The sequence below is a fragment of the Leptospira chreensis genome (genome assembly GCF_016919165.1).
GTDB lineage: Bacteria > Spirochaetota > Leptospiria > Leptospirales > Leptospiraceae > Leptospira_A > Leptospira_A chreensis.
On the sequence record NZ_JAFFPS010000031.1, the window covers coordinates 241,195 to 260,544 of the forward strand.

The window sequence follows — 19,350 nt, forward strand, 5'->3', positions numbered from 1 at the left end:
AATACGGATCGTAAAAAAGAAGGAGAAGAAGACTTCACTTCTTACTTAAGGCTCGACCCCCAGAAATTTGGCGATGGATTTTCTGTCTTTTTCCAAACTATGTTTGTGAATTTCTTCAATTGCCTTTTCTACAATCGGAGAAACAAATAGAAGACTCGAAATCACATCCACATCGTAAGAACGTTTGGACTCGGAACCGTCCGCTTCGTATTTACTTTTGCCTTTGATCACAAACACATTGTCTTTTCCCGGAGGAGAGATTTTGAATTCGTGAGTGTTGGTAGTGATGTCAAAAGTAGATTCTTCCAAAAGAGAAAGGTCGTTGAGGGCCGCCGAAAGAACGGCAGGCATCGAACCTTCCAAACTCACTTTACGTTTTTGGCGGATGATATTCCCGTCTTTGGTTTCTTCCAAAAGAGTTACATTCTTTAAATCAGGGAACTGATCTAGATGTTTGTATCTCTCCTCTCTCGCATGTAGAAGTTTATCGAGGGGAACGGAAAATGTATGAGTCACTTGGTATTTCACTATTTTTTCTTACCTTTTTTCTTAGCGGGTTTTGCTTTCGGTTTTGGTGCTGATTTTTTTACGGCTTTTTTGGCTGCCTTTTTCACAGCTTTCTTCGCCGACTTCTTGTTTGCTGGTTTGGCAGTTTTTTTAGCGGATGGTTTTGAAACAGTTGCCTTTGGTTTTGCTGCCGGTTTCGCCACTTTTGGTTTTCCAGAAGACTTGGTCGGACGGTTCACCTCTTCCATTAACTCTTCATCTTCCCAATAGAAAACTTGGTCTGCCGGAGTGGACTGTTCCATTGCCATTGCTTGTGCTTCTAAGAGAGAATTATTCGACTCGTTGAAGTTGGCTAATTTTTGGAATAACAAATTGATTTTAGGATCTTTGAATTTGTTTCGGATGGTAGCATAAAAATTACGAGCATCTTCCCCTTCTCTAATGGCAAGTTCCAATGCTTTTTTTTCGTCTGCTTTCACTTCTGCGTGTTTATTTCGATCCAATCTGTCCATCACCTTTTGGATGGTGGAGGAATGAAACTTTTCAATTTCAGAAAGTTGTTTTAGGTTAGGAAGTTCTTTTCCTTCCGCACCTTTATAAATTTCTTTAATGAATTTAATGTGTTCGTCACCATCTAACGCGAGTTGGCTGAACAGTTCTCGGATTTGGCCTTCCGGTAAACTTTCGGAAAGTTTTAGATAAAAATTGAAACATTGAACTTCGTGTTCAATCGCGGCGGCTACTGCCTCGATAAAGGATGTTTTTTTAAGTGATTTCATAATCCCATTCCCCGGTTTTTAAAAACCATAAATACGATACTCGCGAGTTTTATGTGAATCAAGTATTTTTCACTGATTGAACATCCAACTCTTCCGACTTTGTGGCAGCGTATATGAGGACTTGGGCAGTATAATAGGTTACCATAATTCCCATGGATGCAGTGAATCTGTCCATTTCTGGTTTTAGAAACATAGAATATGCGATAATGGAATCAGAAAGGATAAATACCAAAGCACCGAGTAGCCCTAGATAAAAAGGTTTGGAAACCGAATTTCTTGCGGCAGCACGCCAACCCATAAGACAGATGGCAGAGATATAAACTCCCACAGGAATGAGAAGTGGCCCAAGTTTTGGCACGAGAACTAGGAAGAAAGAACTACCAAACAGTAAAAAAGGAACTGCGAGTAAGGGTTTTACTTTCGAATCCAATGTGAACGCATACGAGTAGATCAACTGGGCAACAAGAAAGGAACCAAGCCCAAATACAAAGTATCCTTCCTTAGGAAGGGCAAGAAAAGCATCCCCAAAAAGAGAGAACACAAGACCCACTGCCACCAATTTCCCACGTTTTTCCAAAGTAGGAAAGTAGCGAAAGAGTGCTACGATGAGAATCAATATAGGAATGATTTTGGAAGGGAGGAAGAAGGCATCATGTTTTGTGATCGTAGCGATCGCCAAAAGATGCACAACAGAATAGAGAACAAACAAAACAATTTCTTTAGCCATATTTCTTACTTTACAGGGATATCATTCTCGAGATTTCATCAGATGACAGCCCGAGTGATCCAGCCTATGAAACAAACACGACCCTTGTCCATCCTTTTCTTAATCTGTCTCCTATGGACCCAAACTTTATCAGCAAGAGAAGTGCCATCTGGTGGCGAAATGTTGATTGATTTGATTGTGGCGCGCCCCATGGGACTTGCCGGTACCCTTCTCGGAACCGCAGCCTTTATTGTGGCCTCCCCTTTCACATTGTTGTCGGGAACTTTCATACAATCAGGGAAACGCCTCGTTGTTTATCCAGCGAAGTTCACCTTCACACGAGGGTTAGGCGACTTTCCAGGTTACATGGAAGACTACCAAATCGTAGAGGAATAAATTGAACGAATTTTTATTTTCAGACTTCCCTGAAGTTTCCACCGAGGATTGGAAAAACCAAATCCTCAAAGATTTAAAAGGTAGCCCTTGGGACAAAGTCACTTGGGAAACAGAAGAAGGATTCAAAATCGAACCCTTCTATCGCAAAGAAGATATCCCCGAACTTCCTAGAGTGTACAAACGGAACCCCGGTTGGAATATCACAGAAACCGTTCTCTCCGAACAAGAACTGAATGACCTTTCCAAAAAAGGGGCCGACGCTGCGATTCTTATCTCCCATGAAGAAGAGGGAAATCAGTTTGGATTAAAAATCAAATCTGCCGCTGACCTAGAACGACTGGCTGGTCTTACAGGAAACCTTCCTCTTGTGATCTCTCTTGCAACAAGGACTCCTTCCTTTGCCGACTCACTGAAAAAACTCGTATCTTCGCATAACATTGTACTCGGCGATCTAGACCCTTATGGAACCGCACTCTTTTCTGGGGAACTCAAAATCGAAGAAGGGGCGATTGGAAAATCCTTTGCCGCACTTTCTGGAACCAAAGGTTTTGCTGGTGTCGGGATTCACAGTTACTACCTGCGAGATGCCGGTGCCTCCATTGGACAGGAGCTGGCCTATTCCCTTTCCTGGGGTGTGGATTATATAAACCGTCATTTGGATGTGGGAGTTTCTATCGAAGATGCTGCTGCCAATATCTGGTTCTGGATGGGAATTGGTTCTGACTACTTCACCGAAATGGCAAAATTCCGAGCGATGCGCATCCTCTGGACAGAAGTTTTAAATGCTTATAAACCTGGCCTCGGAGAAACAACTCCCGCACTGATTGTAGCAAGAACTTCCAATTTCCAATTCACGGCTTACGACCCTTATGTCAATATGTTACGCGGAACTACAGCGGCTATGTCTGCTGTCATGGGTGGGGCAGATTTTGTTTCTGTATTGCCATTTGATTCCGAATACTCCGCACAACAAGAGTTAGGCAAACGAATTGCACGAAATTCCCAGCTCCTCCTTCGTTACGAATCCTTCGTGGACAAAGTGGAAGACCCAGCCGCTGGATCTTATTATTTAGAAGTCCTCACCAAAAAACTGGCAGAAACTGCCTGGACCAAATTCCAAACTTTGGAAACAGAAGGTGGATTTGGAGAGGCTTTGAAAAAAGGCCAGATCCAAAAAGAAATCTCTACTCGTGCTGATAAAAAAAGAAATGCACTGGCCACCAAAAAAGAAATTCTCCTGGGAACCAACCAATACCCTCTCCCTTCAGAAAGGCATCCGGAACTTGTCAGCTCTATAGAAGAAACGGCAAAACAAATCGGACAGGCCAAGCCGACAACTTATGCGCGTCTTCTTCCCGTTCGTCTTTCTTACGAATTTGACAAATGGAGAAATATCACAGATGCCCATCTCGCTTCTGGGAAAAAACTTCCGAAGATTTTTTTACTTACCATCGGGGACTTAACCATGCGAAAAGCAAGGGCCGGATTTAGTTCCAACTTCCTCGGTTGCCTTGGGTATGAAATCATCGATAACCTGGGATTTGCTTCTGTTAAGGAAGGAGTGTCCGCGGCCAAAGAACTCGGTGCTGAGCTTGTTGTCTTATGTTCGTCTGACGAAGAGTATGCGACCTATCTTTCCGAATTCGCTTCAGAGATGAAAACCCAATTGCCAAACTCCTGGAAATTACTCGCTGGATATCCAAAAGATCTCATCGCCGAGGCCGAATCTCTCGGGATCGACGACTTCATCCATATGAAACGAAACATCGTGGAATTTATGGAAAAAGCCCAAACCAAATGGATCGGGAAATAAAATGAACAAACCCAATTTTGCCAATACTCCTCTTTCTTTCGGTTCGACAAAACCAGACCCCAAGGCCATTTCCCTTTGGCAAACGGCAGAAGGGATCGCCATCCAGTCTCGTTATGCGAAGGCTGATTTGGAGGGAATCGAACACTTAAACTACGCTGCCGGAATTCCACCTTATTTGCGTGGGCCCTATTCCACAATGTATGTGAATAAACCTTGGACGGTTCGTCAGTATGCAGGATTTTCCACAGCGGAAGAATCCAATGCTTTTTATCGCAGAAACTTAGCGGCCGGCCAAAAGGGACTTTCTGTTGCCTTTGACCTTGCCACCCACCGCGGTTATGACTCCGACCACGAACGAGTGGTAGGAGATGTGGGAAAAGCCGGTGTGGCGATCGATTCGGTTTTGGATATGAAGATCCTCTTCGACCAAATCCCTCTGGACCAAATGTCGGTTTCCATGACCATGAATGGGGCCGTCATTCCGGTCCTTGCTTTTTATATCGTTGCTGCCGAAGAACAAGGGGTCTCCAAAGACAAATTATCTGGCACCATCCAAAATGATATTTTGAAAGAGTTTATGGTGCGTAACACATACATTTACCCACCGAAACATTCCATGAAAATCATCGCGGATATTTTTGGTTATACTTCCAAGTACATGCCTAAGTTTAACTCCATCTCCATCTCAGGGTATCATATGCAAGAAGCCGGTGCCACTGCCGACTTAGAACTTGCTTATACTCTCGCCGACGGTTGGGAGTACATCAAAACAGGGATTGCTTCTGGACTTTCCGTGGATGAGTTTGCACCAAGGCTTTCCTTCTTTTGGGCTATTGGAATGAACCATTTTATGGAGATTGCCAAGATGCGGGCGGGCCGCCTCCTCTGGGCAAAGATTGTCAAACAGTTCCAACCCAAATCGACTAAGTCTTTGGCTCTCCGAACCCATTGCCAAACTTCTGGTTGGTCCCTCACCGAACAAGATCCGTTCAATAACGTGGGAAGGACCTGCATTGAAGCAATGGCTGCCTCTCTCGGTCACACACAGTCCTTACATACAAACGCCCTAGATGAAGCCATCGCACTCCCGACGGATTTCTCGGCAAGGATTGCAAGAAATACACAAATCTACTTACAAGAAGAAACCAATATCCACCGAGTCATCGACCCTTGGGGTGGTTCCTTTTATGTAGAAAAACTCACAAACGATCTAGTACAAAAAGCTTGGGCCCTAATCTCCGAAGTACAAAAGTTAGGTGGAATGGCAGAGGCAATCGAAACAGGAATTCCTAAGATGCGAATCGAAGAAGCATCTGCGAGAAAACAAGCCCGTATCGATTCTGGAAAAGATGTGATTGTCGGAGTCAACCGATTCCGTTTGGATAAAGAAGCTCCTCTTGATATTTTAGACATTGATAATACTGCTGTTCGTATTGCCCAAATCAAACGTTTGGAACAAATGAAAAAAGATCGGGATAACACGGCCGTAGAAGCTGCGTTAAATGCCATTACCAAATGCGCAGAAACCGGCGAGGGAAATCTTTTGGAACTGGCAGTGGATGCAGCGCGCAAACGTGCCTCTCTTGGTGAAATTTCTTATGCCATGGAAAAAGTATTTGGGAGGTACAAAGCAGTGATTCGTTCCATCTCAGGAGTGTATTCCTCCGAAATTTCCGAAGACAAAGGGTATCTGGAAGCAAGAGATCTTGCCGATGAATTTGCCAAACTCGAAGGACGTCGTCCGAGAATCATGGTCGCCAAAATGGGCCAAGATGGACACGACCGGGGTGCCAAAGTCATTTCCACCAGTTTTGCAGATATGGGCTTTGACGTTGATATCGGGCCACTCTTCCAAACTCCAGCAGAGGTGGCAAAACAAGTCGTAGAAAACGATTGCCATATCTTAGGAGTGTCCTCTCTTGCTGCCGGCCACAAAACACTGGTCCCACAAGTGATCGAAGAATTAAAAAAACTCGGGGCAGAAGATGTACTCGTGGTTGTGGGGGGAGTGATCCCTGCCCAAGACTACGACTTCCTCTATAAGTCTGGTGCGACTGCTATTTTTGGACCGGGAACTGTGATTTCGGAAGCAGCCAAACAAATTCTAAACATCCTCCTCGGCGAAAGAAGAGCCGCTTAAGTTCTAAATAGGACAAGGAGACAACTCCACCAAACACCGATTTGTCTAAATAGACAGTCGGTGTTTTAGGATTTTTCGCAGGCAGGCAAACACCATTATGGATACACCGAACGAGGACATGGGCAAAAAGAAAACACCGAAGGAAGAATCGAACCAAAAGTCGGCTCTTTCGGTAAACCCAGGTGTTGCCGATGCCCCTGCCATTTCTCCCTACATTCGTGACCAAAGAAAAACCCTCGTTCGCAAAGAAACCACAGCAGAAGAATTAGCAGAAGGGTTACTCTCAGGAAACCGAACCCACCTTTCCAAAGCCATCACTCTAGTAGAAAGTAACTTAGAAGCACACAATGACAAGGCCCAAGGCATCTTGGAACTTGTGATGCATAAAGTTGGCAATTCGATTCGGATTGGAATCACAGGGGTTCCCGGTGTTGGGAAATCAACATTCATCGAAAGTTTTGGAAGTTATCTCCTAGAACAAAATCACAAACTCGCAGTCCTTGCCATTGATCCCAGTAGCCAAAGAACCAAAGGTTCTATTTTGGGTGACAAAACTCGAATGGAAATTCTCTCCAAATCGGCGAATGCTTTCATTCGTCCATCACCTAGCAGTGGTTCCCTTGGCGGTGTTGCTAGGAAAACTCGCGAATCCATGTATCTCTGTGAAGCGGCCGGGTTTGATACCATCATCATTGAAACGGTCGGTGTCGGCCAATCGGAAACCCAAGTCCACTCCATGGTGGATTTTTTCTTGTTACTCATGCTTGCCGGAGCGGGAGACGAACTCCAAGGAATCAAACGGGGGATTATGGAGATGGCTGATCTCATAGCCATCAACAAAGCCGATGGTCCAAACGAACCCTATGCTATGCGAGCCCGAGTCGAATACGAATCGGCCCTCCACCTTTTCCCAGCCCCCGAATCCAAATGGACACCGAGAGCCACCACATGCAGTGCGATTGGTGGGAAAGGAATCGAAGAAATTTGGAAACTGATTTTGGATTATATTTCCACAACAAAAACAAACGGTTATTATGCGAAAAACCGCGAAGCCCAAACCCAGATGTGGTTCCACGAAACGCTCCGAGAAGTAGTCCTCGATGAATACTTTGCCCGTCCCGGCAAAAAAGAATCCATTTTGGAATCCGAAAAAAAACTAATGAATGGCCAGTCCACTCTCCTCAAAGAAATCAAACGTTTGATGGGCATTTAAAAAAATACCATCGCAGTTCGTTACGATGGTATTTGCCAGGAGCAATCAGATTGTCTAATGGAAATCATACGCTATTCGGCCAATCAAAGAGCAGGAAAGATTGGTGAACGAAATCTAATTCTACTGGATCCGCCGGGTTTTGTCTATCTACCAAATGGTATAAAAGGGTGAAGGAACGGAGTTGCGAGAGGAAATGGTAACCTAGGGAGCTATTTTCCGTTGTCATCTCGATCCCCATTTTCACACTTTTTGGTTGAGGTAGGCTTTGTTTTGGAATTAAAAAACCCAGTTCATAAAGAATACGAGGGCAAAGTAAACACCAAACCACAGAACCAGTCTTAGTTTCATCAAAAGAGCAGAAATCCAATCGATATACTCTAGTCGGGGTTGTATGTGTTTTGGCGAGTTGATCCTATTAGGATATCCGATTCCCTAACCTTTGTCCATTTACCAGATGGTATAAAATGATTAGCTACCGCCCTTCAAAAGATTCCGAACTGCCGGGCTTTTTTGAGCATTTGCACCCGGGTATTCACCTGGAGTTTTTTATAGATCGTTTTGATTTGTTGGCGTACGGTTCCCACTGTGGTTCCAAACAGCGAAGCAATCTGGTGGGGGCTATCCCCTTCTACAATCAGTTCCAAAATTTGGCGTTCCCTCGGTGTTAACACTTCCACCCCAACGCCCGTTGGATCCAAAATGGTTTGGGGTTTACGAAAACTTAACAAGACTTTTGCGGCAATGGACGGAGAAATCACACTCCCCCCATCCAGTAAGGTTTGGATGGTATCGTGCAAAGAATCCAGTTCTGACTTCCAGATGTACCCAGATGCCCCATTTCTTAGCGCGGAAAAGATAGCATCGTCAGTTTGTAAGGAAGAAATCACAAGACTCTTTCTGGATTCAATGGTATGGTAGGTTTTCAGTACATCGATCCCACTCATACCGGGAAGGCCAATATCCAAAATGAGAAGATCCCATTCCTTAGCTTCCTCGGCCGCCCAAAATGCTTCTGCGGAATTCCAAGTGGTTAGATGTAAGTTGGGATTTTCTTCTAATACCCCGCAAAGGGACTGCAAAAAATCTAAGTTATCTTCAATGATTCCAATAGAAACGGATTTCATAAATCAAAAAGTCCCATAGGAAGTTTCATATGGATTTGGTAAGGAAATTCGTTGATGGTGAGTTCTCCATTTAAAGATTTGATTCTTTGGTGTAACCCTCGTTCGCCAATTCCCGATTCAGACAGAGTGTTTTGTTTTGGCTGGGACTCGCGAAAAGAACTTTCTTCTTTGTCTGGCAATCGATTTGATTCCGTGGAAAATCGAAATTGTAAATGTTCTGGCGTTCTTTCCACCTGCCAAGTAGAGATCCCACTTCCATGCCGTAAATCATTGGTTGTTACTTCTTTAAAGATTTGAAGGATATGATGTGCCACTTCTGAATCTCGAATTTTAATGATGGCTTCTTCTCCCAAAGATTCCCATTTTAATTCTATATTACGACCGGCCAGTTTGTATCTTTTTTTAACCAATAACCTCAGACCGTCTAACAAGGATTCTTGAAACAATTCTCTTTGGTCTTCTTCTTGGACTTGAGTTCGTAAGGATTGAAGTGCGGATTCAGAAAGTTGTTTTAATTTTTTTAATTGGAGGTCTGTAATCTGTGCGGAATTTTTTTCCATCTTTTGGGACAGTAGGACTAAGTCCGTGAGTTGAGAACCCAAACTATCATGAATGTCTTGGAAGAAAGTCCTTCGTTTTTCCTCTAATAACATACCGCGGTAGGCGGCAATGTACCGCGTTCGAAACCACCAATGGTTCAAAAAGAAGGCCACAAGAAATAATGGGAAAATTGTCGACATCTCCCGCCACGTTTCCTCGGGGATGACAGTGTGATTTGTAAAATAAACTCGGAAAATATAAATGAGTAAAACAAAAGACCATTCCAAAATGTACTGCCACACAAGTCCCGGATAAAAGAAAGAAGAGGTTCCGAGTAAGGCAGTGATGGTCAACCAATTCCTGGGATCAAAATAAGGAATGGTAGGGTCATGAAATCCTGTTTCGATTTCTACAAGTACCAGAAGGAAAAAAGTCAATCGAACAAGAATTGGTGCGAATCGGAAGAACCTTCGATAGAAAAAAGAAGTACAAACAAGGATGATACTTAAAACTAATTGAATGGCAGAAAGAATACAATTGGTTTGGTCAGGTGCATTCCATTCCAAATACACACTCTGGATATAAGCTAGGCAATAAGCAAAACCGAGAAAGTAAAGTTTGCTAATGATTTCCGAATAAACGGCAAGGAGAGAAATCGGATCCAAAGGGATCCCTCGAAAAAAAACAGAAATCCTTTGGAACATACAAGTTCTACCTGGGTAATAAACGTTTTAAGGAATACAGACTTTTCAGTTTAAACTTCTAATCGACTGATATGTTCTAACAAAAGTTTTTCATCATCGAGAAAGAGCTGATTGAACTCAAGACCTATTTCGTAGAAAGCCCCTTCTCCAAACTCTTCCAAACGTACGACCTTTGCTTTAGGGTACAGAACGTACTTTACATCAGGGAATCTTAATTCTAATTCCAACCTAGTTCCCAGAGGCATAGGTTCCTTCGTGCGAAAGAGTAGTCCCCCTTCCGAAATGTCTTGGGATTCCCCTTCCCCTTTGTCTTTGGGTAAAAACTGGGCCGAACCGGAACCTGATTGGATCACCCGGTAAGTGAGATGGACTTTTTCAGAGATTCGTTTGTAGATTCGGCGTTCGCTGGACATGTAACCAAGAGAACGCCGAATTCAAAGTTTGGGCAAGTTTAAATTTATACCCTAGATTCCAGAAGTTTTGGAGTTAGTCCTCTAAATCCTCTGGTCGGATTTCGAAATCAGGACGGAAAGCACCCTCAATCTTTTCACGCAAACGGTCAATGTATCCAAATACCGCAGGCACCACAATGAGAGTGATGAGAGTGGATAGGACAAGACCCCCAATGATGGCAATCCCCATGGCAGTTCTTGATTTGGATGCTTCTCCAATCCCAAGGGCAATGGGTAGAGTTCCCGCAATCATCGCAAGGGAAGTCATAAGGATGGGACGCAACCGTTTGGAACCCGCATCAAAGATGGCTTCGTCTCTTGTCATTCCATGTTCTTTCATCGCAAGGATAGCGTGATCCACAAGAAGGATGGAGTTTTTGGCCACAAGTCCCATAAGGAGGATGAGTCCAATCATACTGAATAAATTCAACATCTCCCCCGTAAGAGCCAAAGCAAAGAAGGCTCCAGAAATCGCAGGTGGGATGGCAAAAAGAATCGTAATCGGTGTGATAAAGGACTCATAAAGAGAAGCTAACACAAGATAGATGAAGATTAAGGCCATTCCAAAAGCAAGAACAATGTTTTGTAAAAGTTCCTTAAAATCTTCCGATTGACCCACAAAGGAATACGTGATTCCCGGAGGAGGAGGAAGTTTGTCCTTTAAGATCTTAGTGGCAGCTTCCGATGCCGAAGCAATGGCTCCGCCCGGTGCAAGGTTGGCGTTGATCGGAACCACACGAGATCTGTCTTCTCGAATGATCCTTGCCGGAGAACTACTTTCCTTTCCTTCCGCAATGGCACTTAGAGGAATGAGGCGGTTTTGGATGTTTGGCACTCGAGTTTCAAAGAAAGACCTACGTAAATTTCGTTGGTCTTCTTTCAAACGAAGTCTTACATCATACTCAATTCCGTTTTCCAAATATTTGGCCACTTCTCCACCTTCAATATGGTAACGAAGCTCAGCCCCCATCACACCGGCAACCACACCGACGGTTTGCATTTTGGCACGGTTCGGTACCACTTGGAATTCTGGTTTTCCGGTTCGGTAGGATGTATCCACATCCGTTAGGTCAGGAACCTTTCGAAGTTCTTCCATCACTTTGAAGGAATAGGTTTCTAGATCTTTTAAGTTCTCCCCTTTTAAGTTCAGGTTGAACGGATATTGCACCCCACCACCGATCGCCGAATAGTCGTTCACTTTCGGTCTAGCTTGCGGGTATGCCTTTAGGAACTCACGGATTTGGTCTTTTACATCTCCTGTGGTTCGTTTACGATATTCTGCAGGAAGGAGGGCCACACCGATGGTAGCAATATTGGATTCGCCATCGCTATTTCCCACAACCGTAGCAAGAAGTTCCAGCTCAGGAATTTGTTTTATGATTTCGTTTTGGATTTGTTCCACCGTTTCTGATGTGCCATGGAGTGAGGTTCCTGGAGCCATCTCCACATTCACCATAAACTCACCTTGGTCGTTGGCAGGTAAGAAGGTCTTTTTGACAAAAGCGAGGGAAAAGATACTGGTAACCAAAGTTAGGAAAGTAAGTAAAATGACGGCCCATGGTTTTTTTAGGGCAAACTTCATGATGATTCCGTACATTCTGTCCAGAAAATCCTGGAACTTATCAAAGTTACGAAGAACAATGTTTTTCTTTTTATGAATGTCCGTTTTCCCTGCAAAATAAGCAGATAACATCGGTGCGACGGTCAGACCATCAAAAAGTGAGATGATCATGGCAAAAACCACAGTCAGACCAAATTGTTTAAAGAACTGGCCTACAATCCCAGAAAGAAATCCGATCGGAAGGAAAACGGCAATGACCGTTAAGGAAGTTCCAATGACGGCAAGAGTCACTTCTTCTGTTCCTTTCCTTGCCGCAACAATGACAGATTCCCCTTCTTCGAGTTTACGGAAGATATTTTCCCGAACCACAATGGCATCATCTACAAGAAGTCCAACCGCAAGGGATAGTGCCAGGAGGGTCATTACGTTCATGGTAAAACCCATGGCATACATAATGATAAAGGCACCTAACATGGAGTTGGGGAGGGCCATCCCTGTGATGAGAGTGGAACGAACGTTTCCGAGGAAAAGATACACCACGATCACAGCAAGTAAGATCCCAAGGATGATGGCGATGGTAACGTCTTCAATGTTCGCACGAATCCATTTGGATCCATCCCGAATCAGAATGACCTTAGGTGCCCCTTTGAGGTCTTTGATTTGATCGTTGATGGTGTCGATTTTTCCAAGGATTCCATCGGCAACTTCTACAGTGTTGGCTCCCGATTGTTTGTACACATCGAGAAAGAGCGCTTTCTTTTGGACTCTTTCTTTTTTAGGAGCATCGTATTTGAATAATAATTTCCCGATGATGGATGGTTCATCGTGTTCTTCGGCACTGATAGGTGCATACAACATACCCACTGTTTGGCGGTCTTGGAGGGTGTCTTTTACTTGTCCTAAATCTTTGACAAGAACCCCTCGCCCAAACTCTCCACCAAAGGAAACAACCGTGTTTTCAATTTGAGATAAAGATTCATACTTGGCAACGGTTCGAAAGGAGGTTTCTTTATCTCCCCCTTCTACCTTTCCAGCGGGGATGTTCACACCAGAGTTTTTGATTTGGTTTCCAATGGATATGGCCGGAACTTGGAAGGCATTGATTTTGTTTCGATCCAGCTCGATATGAATTTCTCTACGAGATCCACCGATGATTTTTACCGCACCGACGTTGTTGACTTGTTCTAGTTTAGTTTTGATTTTCTCTTTTGCCAAATCATAGAGTTCCCCTTCCGGGAGATCAGCAAAAAGGGAAATCCGCATAATGGGTTGGTCGGAGGGATCAAATCTTTGCACCAGAGGTTCTTTGGCAGAATCAGGAAAAAGTGGTTTCACACGAGCGGTTTTATCCCGCACTTGTTGTTCGGCGTATTTGATGTCTGTGGTGAGACTAAATTCCGCAAACACCATAGAGATCCCCTCTTGATTCCTTGAGGTGATCCGTTTCAAACCAGAAATGGAACTGAGTTCTTCTTCCAATGGTTTGGAAATGGAAGTTTCAATTTCTTCCGGACCGGCACCAGGATACACGGTCGAAACCACAACGAAGGGGATGTTGATATCAGGGAAAAGGTCAACACCGATTCGTTTTAAGGAAATAAATCCCGTGATCACCATGATGATGACAAGCGAGGATATGAAAATGGGGCGTTTGATGGAAAAGGAAGCAATACTCATAAAATTTTTTCTCTATTTGAGCAATTTATATTCTTGGAGACAAGCAATACCGGAACTCTCTCTATAAGTAGACAGCAACGTTGACTTACTATTCAAGATTTTTGTTCTATTTTCAAATTTTTCTTCTACAAAACTGTCGGGGCAAACATCACTCAATAAAAGAACGGAATCAAAATCCGTCCATTCTTTCCAACGATATTTGTTATCGTTTCGTACCATTCCTTGTTTATAGGTTTTTAGTTTCATAGCAAGGTCAAAATCGGATGCAAGCACACGACCACGAGAACCATATTTTTCCTCAAAATGGAATGCGTTGATGAGAATGTATTTTTTGTCAGGTGATATCTGTTCGGCGATCTCTCTTGCCGGTTGGAAATCACTTGCATTCATTCCCCGATAACAAAACATTTTCTTTTCATAAAACTCACCAGACAAAATGCCTTGGGAATACACCGCATTGGAAAATACAAAAACGGAGGTGAGTAAAAATACGGAAACAGAGGCAAGTCTTTCTATTTTGGTATCAGCAAGCTGGTACAGACGTAAAATCCAAAGGTACCCAACAAGACCGATGGCAGGGATGAATTGCAAAACATGTCTTGGTTGTTTGTTTCCCGTTGTGAGTTCTAAAATCAGAAGCTCCAAAAACAAAATGAGAGTTCCCGCAAGGAGTGGGTCTTTTAACTTCGTTTGGAATTTAGTTCCCGATCGAAACACAAAGTAGAGAAGGGATAAAACAGAAAAGATAATGAGGGTGCGAAATCCCCATATAAAATCAAAAACTCCCGGTGTGGAGGGATCAAGTCCCGGTTCCGTCCAAAGGGTTAAGAAAAAACTGCGAGTGTATGCATTCACAATCATTTGGGCATCGATGAGGGCATTCACACGATCCGGATTCATAAACAACCAAAGAAAAGCAGGAAAAATGGCATAAACCCAAAGGACAACCGCTGTTTTTGGAAATACTTTTTGTACCGCATCACGTTTACGGAAAAAATAAACGGAGAGATCCACAAACAAAAGAAAGGTGATTCCAAACATAAACTGTTTGAATCCTTTTTGATTTAGGTTGATCTTTGTGACCACTCGAAGCACAGGTAAAGATAAAACCATAAGCACAACAAAGATCAGATAAACCAACCGAATGCCTTTGGCATAATTCTTTAAAAGATATAGTAAAGCATCTTTATAAATGCCTGGTGACCTTACTAGTTCATAAGCAAAACAAGCCATAAAGAATAAAATTCCGTATGGATACTTAGTGAAATAAAAACCAAAGAGAGAGAAAAATACAAGCCACTTTGTCCCTGAATCAATTTCTGATTCTTTGTTATCCACATCATACAACCGGTAGATGGCATAGATAGAAAACAGAAGGAAGAACATGGACTGGGTTTCTAACATCGAAGAAAGAGAATATGCAGGCACCTCCCCTGTTTGGATGGTAAGGATAAAAATGAGTCCTGAAAGAATTCCAGACCATAGTAGTGACTTTGTTATGCGAAAAGAAATATATAAAAGAGCCGGATAGACCAAAATCAAAAACAAAAGTCCTAAAAAAGAATCGCGATAAGTTTCATAAGCATCTATCGGCAAATAAAGCGTAACAAAAGTTAGGATGGAGCGGAGAGGTGGCCAGGTAGGACTTTCCAAAAAGGGCATAACCCCGCGGAACCAACTTCCACTTCGAAAGTCCACATACTGATCCAATACCTGATTCAGTCGGATATTCTCATCCCAAGATAAAAAATCTTTGTTGGGACAGAAGTTGAGGAATGTCTCCCAAGACCTTGTAGCATAGAACACTACCAAAGAAACGCCTAAAATGATAAAAATGAACCCCAAAAAACTGGGAAGAATGTCTTTTGCCTTCATACCAATCCTTGAAATCATTCTTTCAACTGGGCCGACTTGGAAGCAACCGAAGTTCTTTTTCTGTAATTTTTCTCTTTGATTGCAGTCCAAGGTAGAGAATTCTGTCCGTTAGAAGGTTCCCAAAATGCAAGATTTCGTAGACCTTGGGGAAAAAATCATTTTCCTCGTTATGTTATTTGCGAGTATTCTCGCGATAGCCGTATTTATCGAAAGGTTGATTGTTTATAAACGTAATTTTAACAAAGAATCAGAATCACTTCTAGATTCACTCACTCTCCTCATCCGACACCGTGACCTAAAAGGTACAGAGAAACTATTGGAAACCCATCCTATGGAAAACTCTTATACCAAGTTCATTCATTTTGTTTTGGAACGGGAGAAGGAAAACCATAAGGGCCTCCAGGAACTGATGGAAGGAAAAATTCTGAAAGAACGTTTGATTTTGGAAGAAAGACTCCCCATCCTCAACACTCTTGGAAACAACACACCCTTCATTGGACTTTTAGGAACGGTTCTTGGGGTCATCAAAGCCTTTTATGGTTTGGGGACTCTTGGAAATTCGGGAGCCGAAGTGGTGATGCGAAGTATTTCAACGGCTCTACTCGCAACCGCTGCGGGACTTGCTGTCGCGATTCCTGTAGTTATGGCAAATAACTACTTCACTCGCAAAATGAAACTTGTGCTTGGTCACTTGGAAATCCTTTCCAAAGAAATCCATGCGAGTTTTGTCACCAGTGGAAAACACAACCAAACTTCTAGTTCAACGCCCAATATCCATCACTAGAAAGTAAATTCGATGAAGTCATTTACCTTATACCTGCAATACAAGCTCCGACGGTTCGGACTCTTCCGTGCCAGTCTATTTGCCTCTGTGGGATTGCATGTATTTTGTTATCTGATTTATTTTATACTCACCTTACCAAGTAACGCGGCCTTCCAAGAAACATCTATGGAAGATATGGATGTTTCTTTTGAAGAGATTCCACCCGAACTCATCGGGGGAACATCAAGCCCCGCTCCTGTGGAAAAACAAGAATGGGTAGAAGGATCAAACAAAGACGCGGAAGAAAAGCCAGATAACTCTGATTTGAATCCGAACCAACTCTCTGGAAATGGAACTGACAAAGATGGGTATTTGTTTTCCTTCAATGGGGACCGCCCACCCACTCCCATTATCGATTTTGATTTGAAAGCCTATTTTCCAGAAGCTGCCAAGGCCGCTAACATCAGTCAGAAGACAGTGGTTGTGATGGTGCAAGTGGATGAACATGGCCAACTCCAAGGAGTTAAAATTGTTTCTGGTCGGGCGGGATATGGATTTGATGAAGCGGCCATTCGCATCATCCAAAGAGCAAGGTTTTCCCCTGGATATGACAAAGGGAAACCCACACGAATGGCACATAGACTTCCTATCAGCTTTGATTTAGAAGAGGATTAAAATGTTACGGAACAACAAACATCGAATTGCGATTGGAACGATTATCATTGTAGTTTCGCTCATCACATACGGATTTCAAACGAAACCCATCACTGGAAAAACAGAATCCAAATCCTCTTCCAGAAAACCCGGCCTCATTCCCGATCCTTTCGAACTTTACCAAACCATTCCACCCTTCCGGGCCGAAATGACAAGTTCTGACTTGCCCAGTAGTTTTGATTTTACTTCTGAATTCCCCCTTCCGACTGACCAAGGAATCTACAAAGATAGTGTTGGTTATACCGTTGGGTATGGTCTCATTTCCTATTTGGAAGCGAAAAAAAAAGGGATTCGGAATCTTTCTTCGATTGGTCCCACTTCCGCAAATGGACAGAAAGTATTATACTCACCTAACTTTATTTATAACCAGTTAAACAGTGGCAAAGACCAAGCCGTTTCCCTTTTGGATGCCCTAGTCCTCGCAGAAAGCCGAGGTTCCGTTTCTCTAGAACTAATGAACGAATCTTCTTCTAGTTTTAGGACAAGACCCAAAGCAAATGTCGTCGAATCAGGAAGAAACGCTCGATTAAAAAGAATCTATCGAATTGAACCTCACGACTTAATCTCCATTAAACTCGCATTAGCTGAAAAAAGACCCGTCCTTATTGGGTATTTAGTTTATGAAAATTTCAGAGATCCCAAACCGGATAGCATCTTTGAATCAGGAACTGGGGAAATTTTAGGGGCACAGTCCCTTGTGATTTTGGGTTTTAACGATAAAAAGAAAGCATTCAAAGTTTGGAATTCTTGGGGACCTACTTGGGGTGACCAAGGGTATCTATGGATTTCTTATGAAACCTTTCCAAAATATACAAAGTCAGTTTATGTTGCTGATTCAGAAACGGAAAATGAACTCCTAACACAGAATAAACTACATGATGCTTTAGAATCTTTGGAATACGGAGAACACAACCTCTTTCCACCGAAAGAAGTATTTGCATCTCGCGGTGATTTTTCCGATCGCATTCGAATCAGTTGGTCTAGAGAAAAACGTGCCATCGGCTATGAAGTTTACCGAAAACGTAAAATAGATAGTAAATACCAACTTGTAGGACTTTCCAAACAAGCATTCTTTGAAGATTTTGGAATTCAAAAAAGCACTGCCTACAATTACCGAGTGGCAAGCCTCGATGAAAATTTCCTCTCCAAAGCCTCTCTTGATTCAAACGATGGTTTTGCGGTTGATCCGACAAAACCGGCTGGAATTTTACCTGTGACAAACCTACGTGCATCGGTGGCCGCCACAAACGATCGGATTTTACTCGAATGGGATCCGCAGCCCATATCCACAACCTATGCCGTTTATAAATGGAATCCCATGGCGAGGATCTACCGGTTTTTAGGAAAAACAGAAAAGACAACGTATATTGATTTAAAAGCCAGTCGTAATGGTGATAGCGAAATTTACCAAGTCATTCCTGAACGAAATCAATTGGTTGGTGAATCCAGTTATTATGTATCTGCTCATTTAGACCCTTCAGAAGTTTTAAAACCCAGACCCAAAAACCTAACCGCATCCAAAGGATTGTATGCCGGTGCCACCCTTCTACAATGGGAAGGTTCTCCTAGTGCAGTCGCCTATCATATCTTTCGTAAAACCAACGGGCAATGGAAAGAAGTAACAAAGACAACAGAGCTCCAGTTCAAAGATGACAACTCATATAACAAAGAATCGTTCTATGCAGTAGCTTCTGAATTTGAAGGAGAATTGTTTAGTTTGCCTTCAGAACCAGACATTGGATTCCCATCACTTGTGGCAGGAAGGTCTGTCGGATTAAAAACTCCGGAACTCAATGTTTCTGAAAATAGAAAAACGGGAGAATTTCTATTTAGTTGGAATGCAGTTCCCAAAGTAACTTCATACAAAATCTATATGCGTAAAAAAAATGATCCGGAATGGAGTCTTGTCAAAGAAACCTCCGAAACAAGTTTTAAATTACAGAACCTAACCAAAAACCAATTCTATTTTTTTGCCATCCAATCCACTGCCAAAGGAGTGGGAGAGAGTTTATTCTCAAAACCAGTCACATCCGTCATCTCTGACACAGTGGTTGACGTAAAAAAAGTAAAAACTTTTGGAGAGTCCGCCATACAAAAGTTTATCGGTCCTTGGACAGCGATGTATTGGGATGGGAAAAACAAAGTCAAACCAGTTCGTTTGACCATTGAAGCAGAAGATGTTGAGGGAAACATCATCATGAAGTGGAATGAAAACGAAATCTTTCGAGGCAAAAACATTGTAGATTCTGATTTACTCGAAGAAAAAGGAAAATGGAAAATCAAACTTTCACCTAATTACGAATCCTTGTCAGGCGAATTTGAAGACCAAGGACTCGTTCCCGAAAAAAGCCAACTCTCCTTTATCAGAGAATAAACTAAAACAGAA

15 protein-coding genes are annotated in these 19,350 nt (G+C 42.8%); 7 read left to right on the plus strand and 8 right to left on the minus strand.

The features are described from left to right. Positions 1 to 45 precede the first annotated feature (45 nt). Genes JWG41_RS10570 through JWG41_RS10580 form a run of 3 tightly spaced genes read right to left on the minus strand, consistent with a single transcriptional unit; the run spans position 46 to position 2,013 of the window. The gene (locus JWG41_RS10570; protein WP_205269883.1) at positions 46 to 528 is read right to left on the minus strand and encodes a DUF2505 family protein; all 483 of its coding nucleotides are present in this window, start codon (positions 526 to 528) and stop codon (positions 46 to 48) included. Further along, positions 528 to 1,286: a ferritin-like domain-containing protein gene (locus tag JWG41_RS10575; RefSeq protein ID WP_205269884.1), complete on the minus strand. Its 759-nt coding sequence runs from the start codon at positions 1,284 to 1,286 to the stop codon at positions 528 to 530. Before JWG41_RS10575 ends, JWG41_RS10570 begins: the two co-directional genes overlap by 1 nt. A 58-nt stretch (positions 1,287 to 1,344) precedes the next feature. Further along, positions 1,345 to 2,013 carry a lysoplasmalogenase gene (locus JWG41_RS10580; RefSeq protein ID WP_205269885.1) on the minus strand — a complete coding sequence of 223 codons (669 nt, stop codon included), beginning with the start codon at positions 2,011 to 2,013 and terminating at the stop codon, positions 1,345 to 1,347. A gap of 66 nt (positions 2,014 to 2,079) precedes the next feature. Between JWG41_RS10580 and JWG41_RS10585 the strand changes: the two genes are divergently transcribed. The 4 genes from JWG41_RS10585 to meaB all read left to right on the plus strand — a co-directional run bounded on the left by JWG41_RS10585 (position 2,080) and on the right by meaB (position 7,554). Further along, the gene (locus tag JWG41_RS10585; protein ID WP_232373920.1) at positions 2,080 to 2,388 is read left to right on the plus strand and encodes a hypothetical protein; all 309 of its coding nucleotides are present in this window, start codon (positions 2,080 to 2,082) and stop codon (positions 2,386 to 2,388) included. Position 2,389: 1 nt separating this feature from the next. Continuing rightward, positions 2,390 to 4,201, plus strand: coding sequence for a methylmalonyl-CoA mutase family protein (locus JWG41_RS10590; protein ID WP_205269886.1), 1,812 nt, complete (start codon positions 2,390 to 2,392; stop codon positions 4,199 to 4,201). A gap of 1 nt (position 4,202) precedes the next feature. Next, positions 4,203 to 6,341 (plus strand): methylmalonyl-CoA mutase, encoded by a 2,139-nt coding sequence (gene scpA / locus JWG41_RS10595; protein ID WP_205269887.1) that lies wholly within the window; start codon positions 4,203 to 4,205, stop codon positions 6,339 to 6,341. A gap of 97 nt (positions 6,342 to 6,438) precedes the next feature. Further along, positions 6,439 to 7,554, plus strand: a complete 1,116-nt coding sequence (gene meaB, locus JWG41_RS10600) for a methylmalonyl Co-A mutase-associated GTPase MeaB (RefSeq protein WP_205269888.1) — start codon at positions 6,439 to 6,441, stop codon at positions 7,552 to 7,554. Between the two features lie 482 nt (positions 7,555 to 8,036). On the opposite strand, the gene JWG41_RS10605 is transcribed toward meaB, so the two are convergent. From JWG41_RS10605 to JWG41_RS10625, 5 genes are all read right to left on the minus strand, one after another. Continuing rightward, the gene (locus JWG41_RS10605) at positions 8,037 to 8,678 is read right to left on the minus strand and encodes a response regulator transcription factor (RefSeq protein ID WP_205269889.1); all 642 of its coding nucleotides are present in this window, start codon (positions 8,676 to 8,678) and stop codon (positions 8,037 to 8,039) included. Further along, positions 8,675 to 9,922, minus strand: coding sequence for a sensor histidine kinase (locus JWG41_RS10610; protein ID WP_205269890.1), 1,248 nt, complete (start codon positions 9,920 to 9,922; stop codon positions 8,675 to 8,677). The genes JWG41_RS10605 and JWG41_RS10610 overlap by 4 nt, the downstream gene beginning before the upstream one ends. Before the next feature lie 50 nt (positions 9,923 to 9,972). Next, entirely contained in the window at positions 9,973 to 10,335 is a 363-nt protein-coding gene (locus JWG41_RS10615; protein WP_205269891.1) for a PilZ domain-containing protein, read from the minus strand. A gap of 73 nt (positions 10,336 to 10,408) precedes the next feature. Further along, positions 10,409 to 13,612, minus strand: a complete 3,204-nt coding sequence (locus JWG41_RS10620) for an efflux RND transporter permease subunit (protein WP_205269892.1) — start codon at positions 13,610 to 13,612, stop codon at positions 10,409 to 10,411. 12 nt (positions 13,613 to 13,624) lie between these two features. Further along, on the minus strand, positions 13,625 to 15,487 hold the full coding sequence (locus JWG41_RS10625; RefSeq protein WP_205269893.1) for a hypothetical protein: 1,863 nt from the start codon (positions 15,485 to 15,487) through the stop codon (positions 13,625 to 13,627). Between the two features lie 124 nt (positions 15,488 to 15,611). Here JWG41_RS10625 and JWG41_RS10630 point away from each other — a divergent pair, with 124 nt between their 5' ends. From JWG41_RS10630 to JWG41_RS10640, 3 genes are read left to right on the plus strand one after another with little or no spacing between them, the layout of a single operon-like run. Continuing rightward, a complete protein-coding gene (locus JWG41_RS10630) occupies positions 15,612 to 16,271 on the plus strand; it encodes a MotA/TolQ/ExbB proton channel family protein (protein ID WP_135578198.1) in 660 nt (219 codons plus the stop codon). Between the two features lie 12 nt (positions 16,272 to 16,283). Beyond that, complete coding sequence (locus JWG41_RS10635; protein ID WP_205269894.1) at positions 16,284 to 16,925, plus strand: energy transducer TonB; 642 nt, start codon at positions 16,284 to 16,286, stop codon at positions 16,923 to 16,925. A gap of 1 nt (position 16,926) precedes the next feature. After that, the gene (locus tag JWG41_RS10640; RefSeq protein ID WP_205269895.1) at positions 16,927 to 19,338 is read left to right on the plus strand and encodes a fibronectin type III domain-containing protein; all 2,412 of its coding nucleotides are present in this window, start codon (positions 16,927 to 16,929) and stop codon (positions 19,336 to 19,338) included. The last annotated feature ends 12 nt before the right edge of the window (positions 19,339 to 19,350 follow it).

What these genes read in the sequence shown, in the direction of transcription:
- JWG41_RS10575 (WP_205269884.1), bottom strand. Translation starts at nt 1,286, where the DNA reads ATGAAATCACTTAAAAAAACATCCTTTATCGAGGCAGTAGCCGCCGCG.
- JWG41_RS10580 (WP_205269885.1), bottom strand. Translation starts at nt 2,013, where the DNA reads ATGGCTAAAGAAATTGTTTTGTTTGTTCTCTATTCTGTTGTGCATCTT.
- JWG41_RS10585 (WP_232373920.1), top strand. Translation starts at nt 2,080, where the DNA reads ATGAAACAAACACGACCCTTGTCCATCCTTTTCTTAATCTGTCTCCTA.
- scpA (WP_205269887.1), top strand. Translation starts at nt 4,203, where the DNA reads ATGAACAAACCCAATTTTGCCAATACTCCTCTTTCTTTCGGTTCGACA.
- meaB (WP_205269888.1), top strand. Translation starts at nt 6,439, where the DNA reads ATGGATACACCGAACGAGGACATGGGCAAAAAGAAAACACCGAAGGAA.
- JWG41_RS10605 (WP_205269889.1), bottom strand. Translation starts at nt 8,678, where the DNA reads ATGAAATCCGTTTCTATTGGAATCATTGAAGATAACTTAGATTTTTTG.
- JWG41_RS10610 (WP_205269890.1), bottom strand. Translation starts at nt 9,922, where the DNA reads ATGTTCCAAAGGATTTCTGTTTTTTTTCGAGGGATCCCTTTGGATCCG.
- JWG41_RS10615 (WP_205269891.1), bottom strand. Translation starts at nt 10,335, where the DNA reads ATGTCCAGCGAACGCCGAATCTACAAACGAATCTCTGAAAAAGTCCAT.
- JWG41_RS10620 (WP_205269892.1), bottom strand. Translation starts at nt 13,612, where the DNA reads ATGAGTATTGCTTCCTTTTCCATCAAACGCCCCATTTTCATATCCTCG.
- JWG41_RS10625 (WP_205269893.1), bottom strand. Translation starts at nt 15,487, where the DNA reads ATGAAGGCAAAAGACATTCTTCCCAGTTTTTTGGGGTTCATTTTTATC.
- JWG41_RS10630 (WP_135578198.1), top strand. Translation starts at nt 15,612, where the DNA reads ATGCAAGATTTCGTAGACCTTGGGGAAAAAATCATTTTCCTCGTTATG.
- JWG41_RS10635 (WP_205269894.1), top strand. Translation starts at nt 16,284, where the DNA reads ATGAAGTCATTTACCTTATACCTGCAATACAAGCTCCGACGGTTCGGA.
- JWG41_RS10640 (WP_205269895.1), top strand. Translation starts at nt 16,927, where the DNA reads ATGTTACGGAACAACAAACATCGAATTGCGATTGGAACGATTATCATT.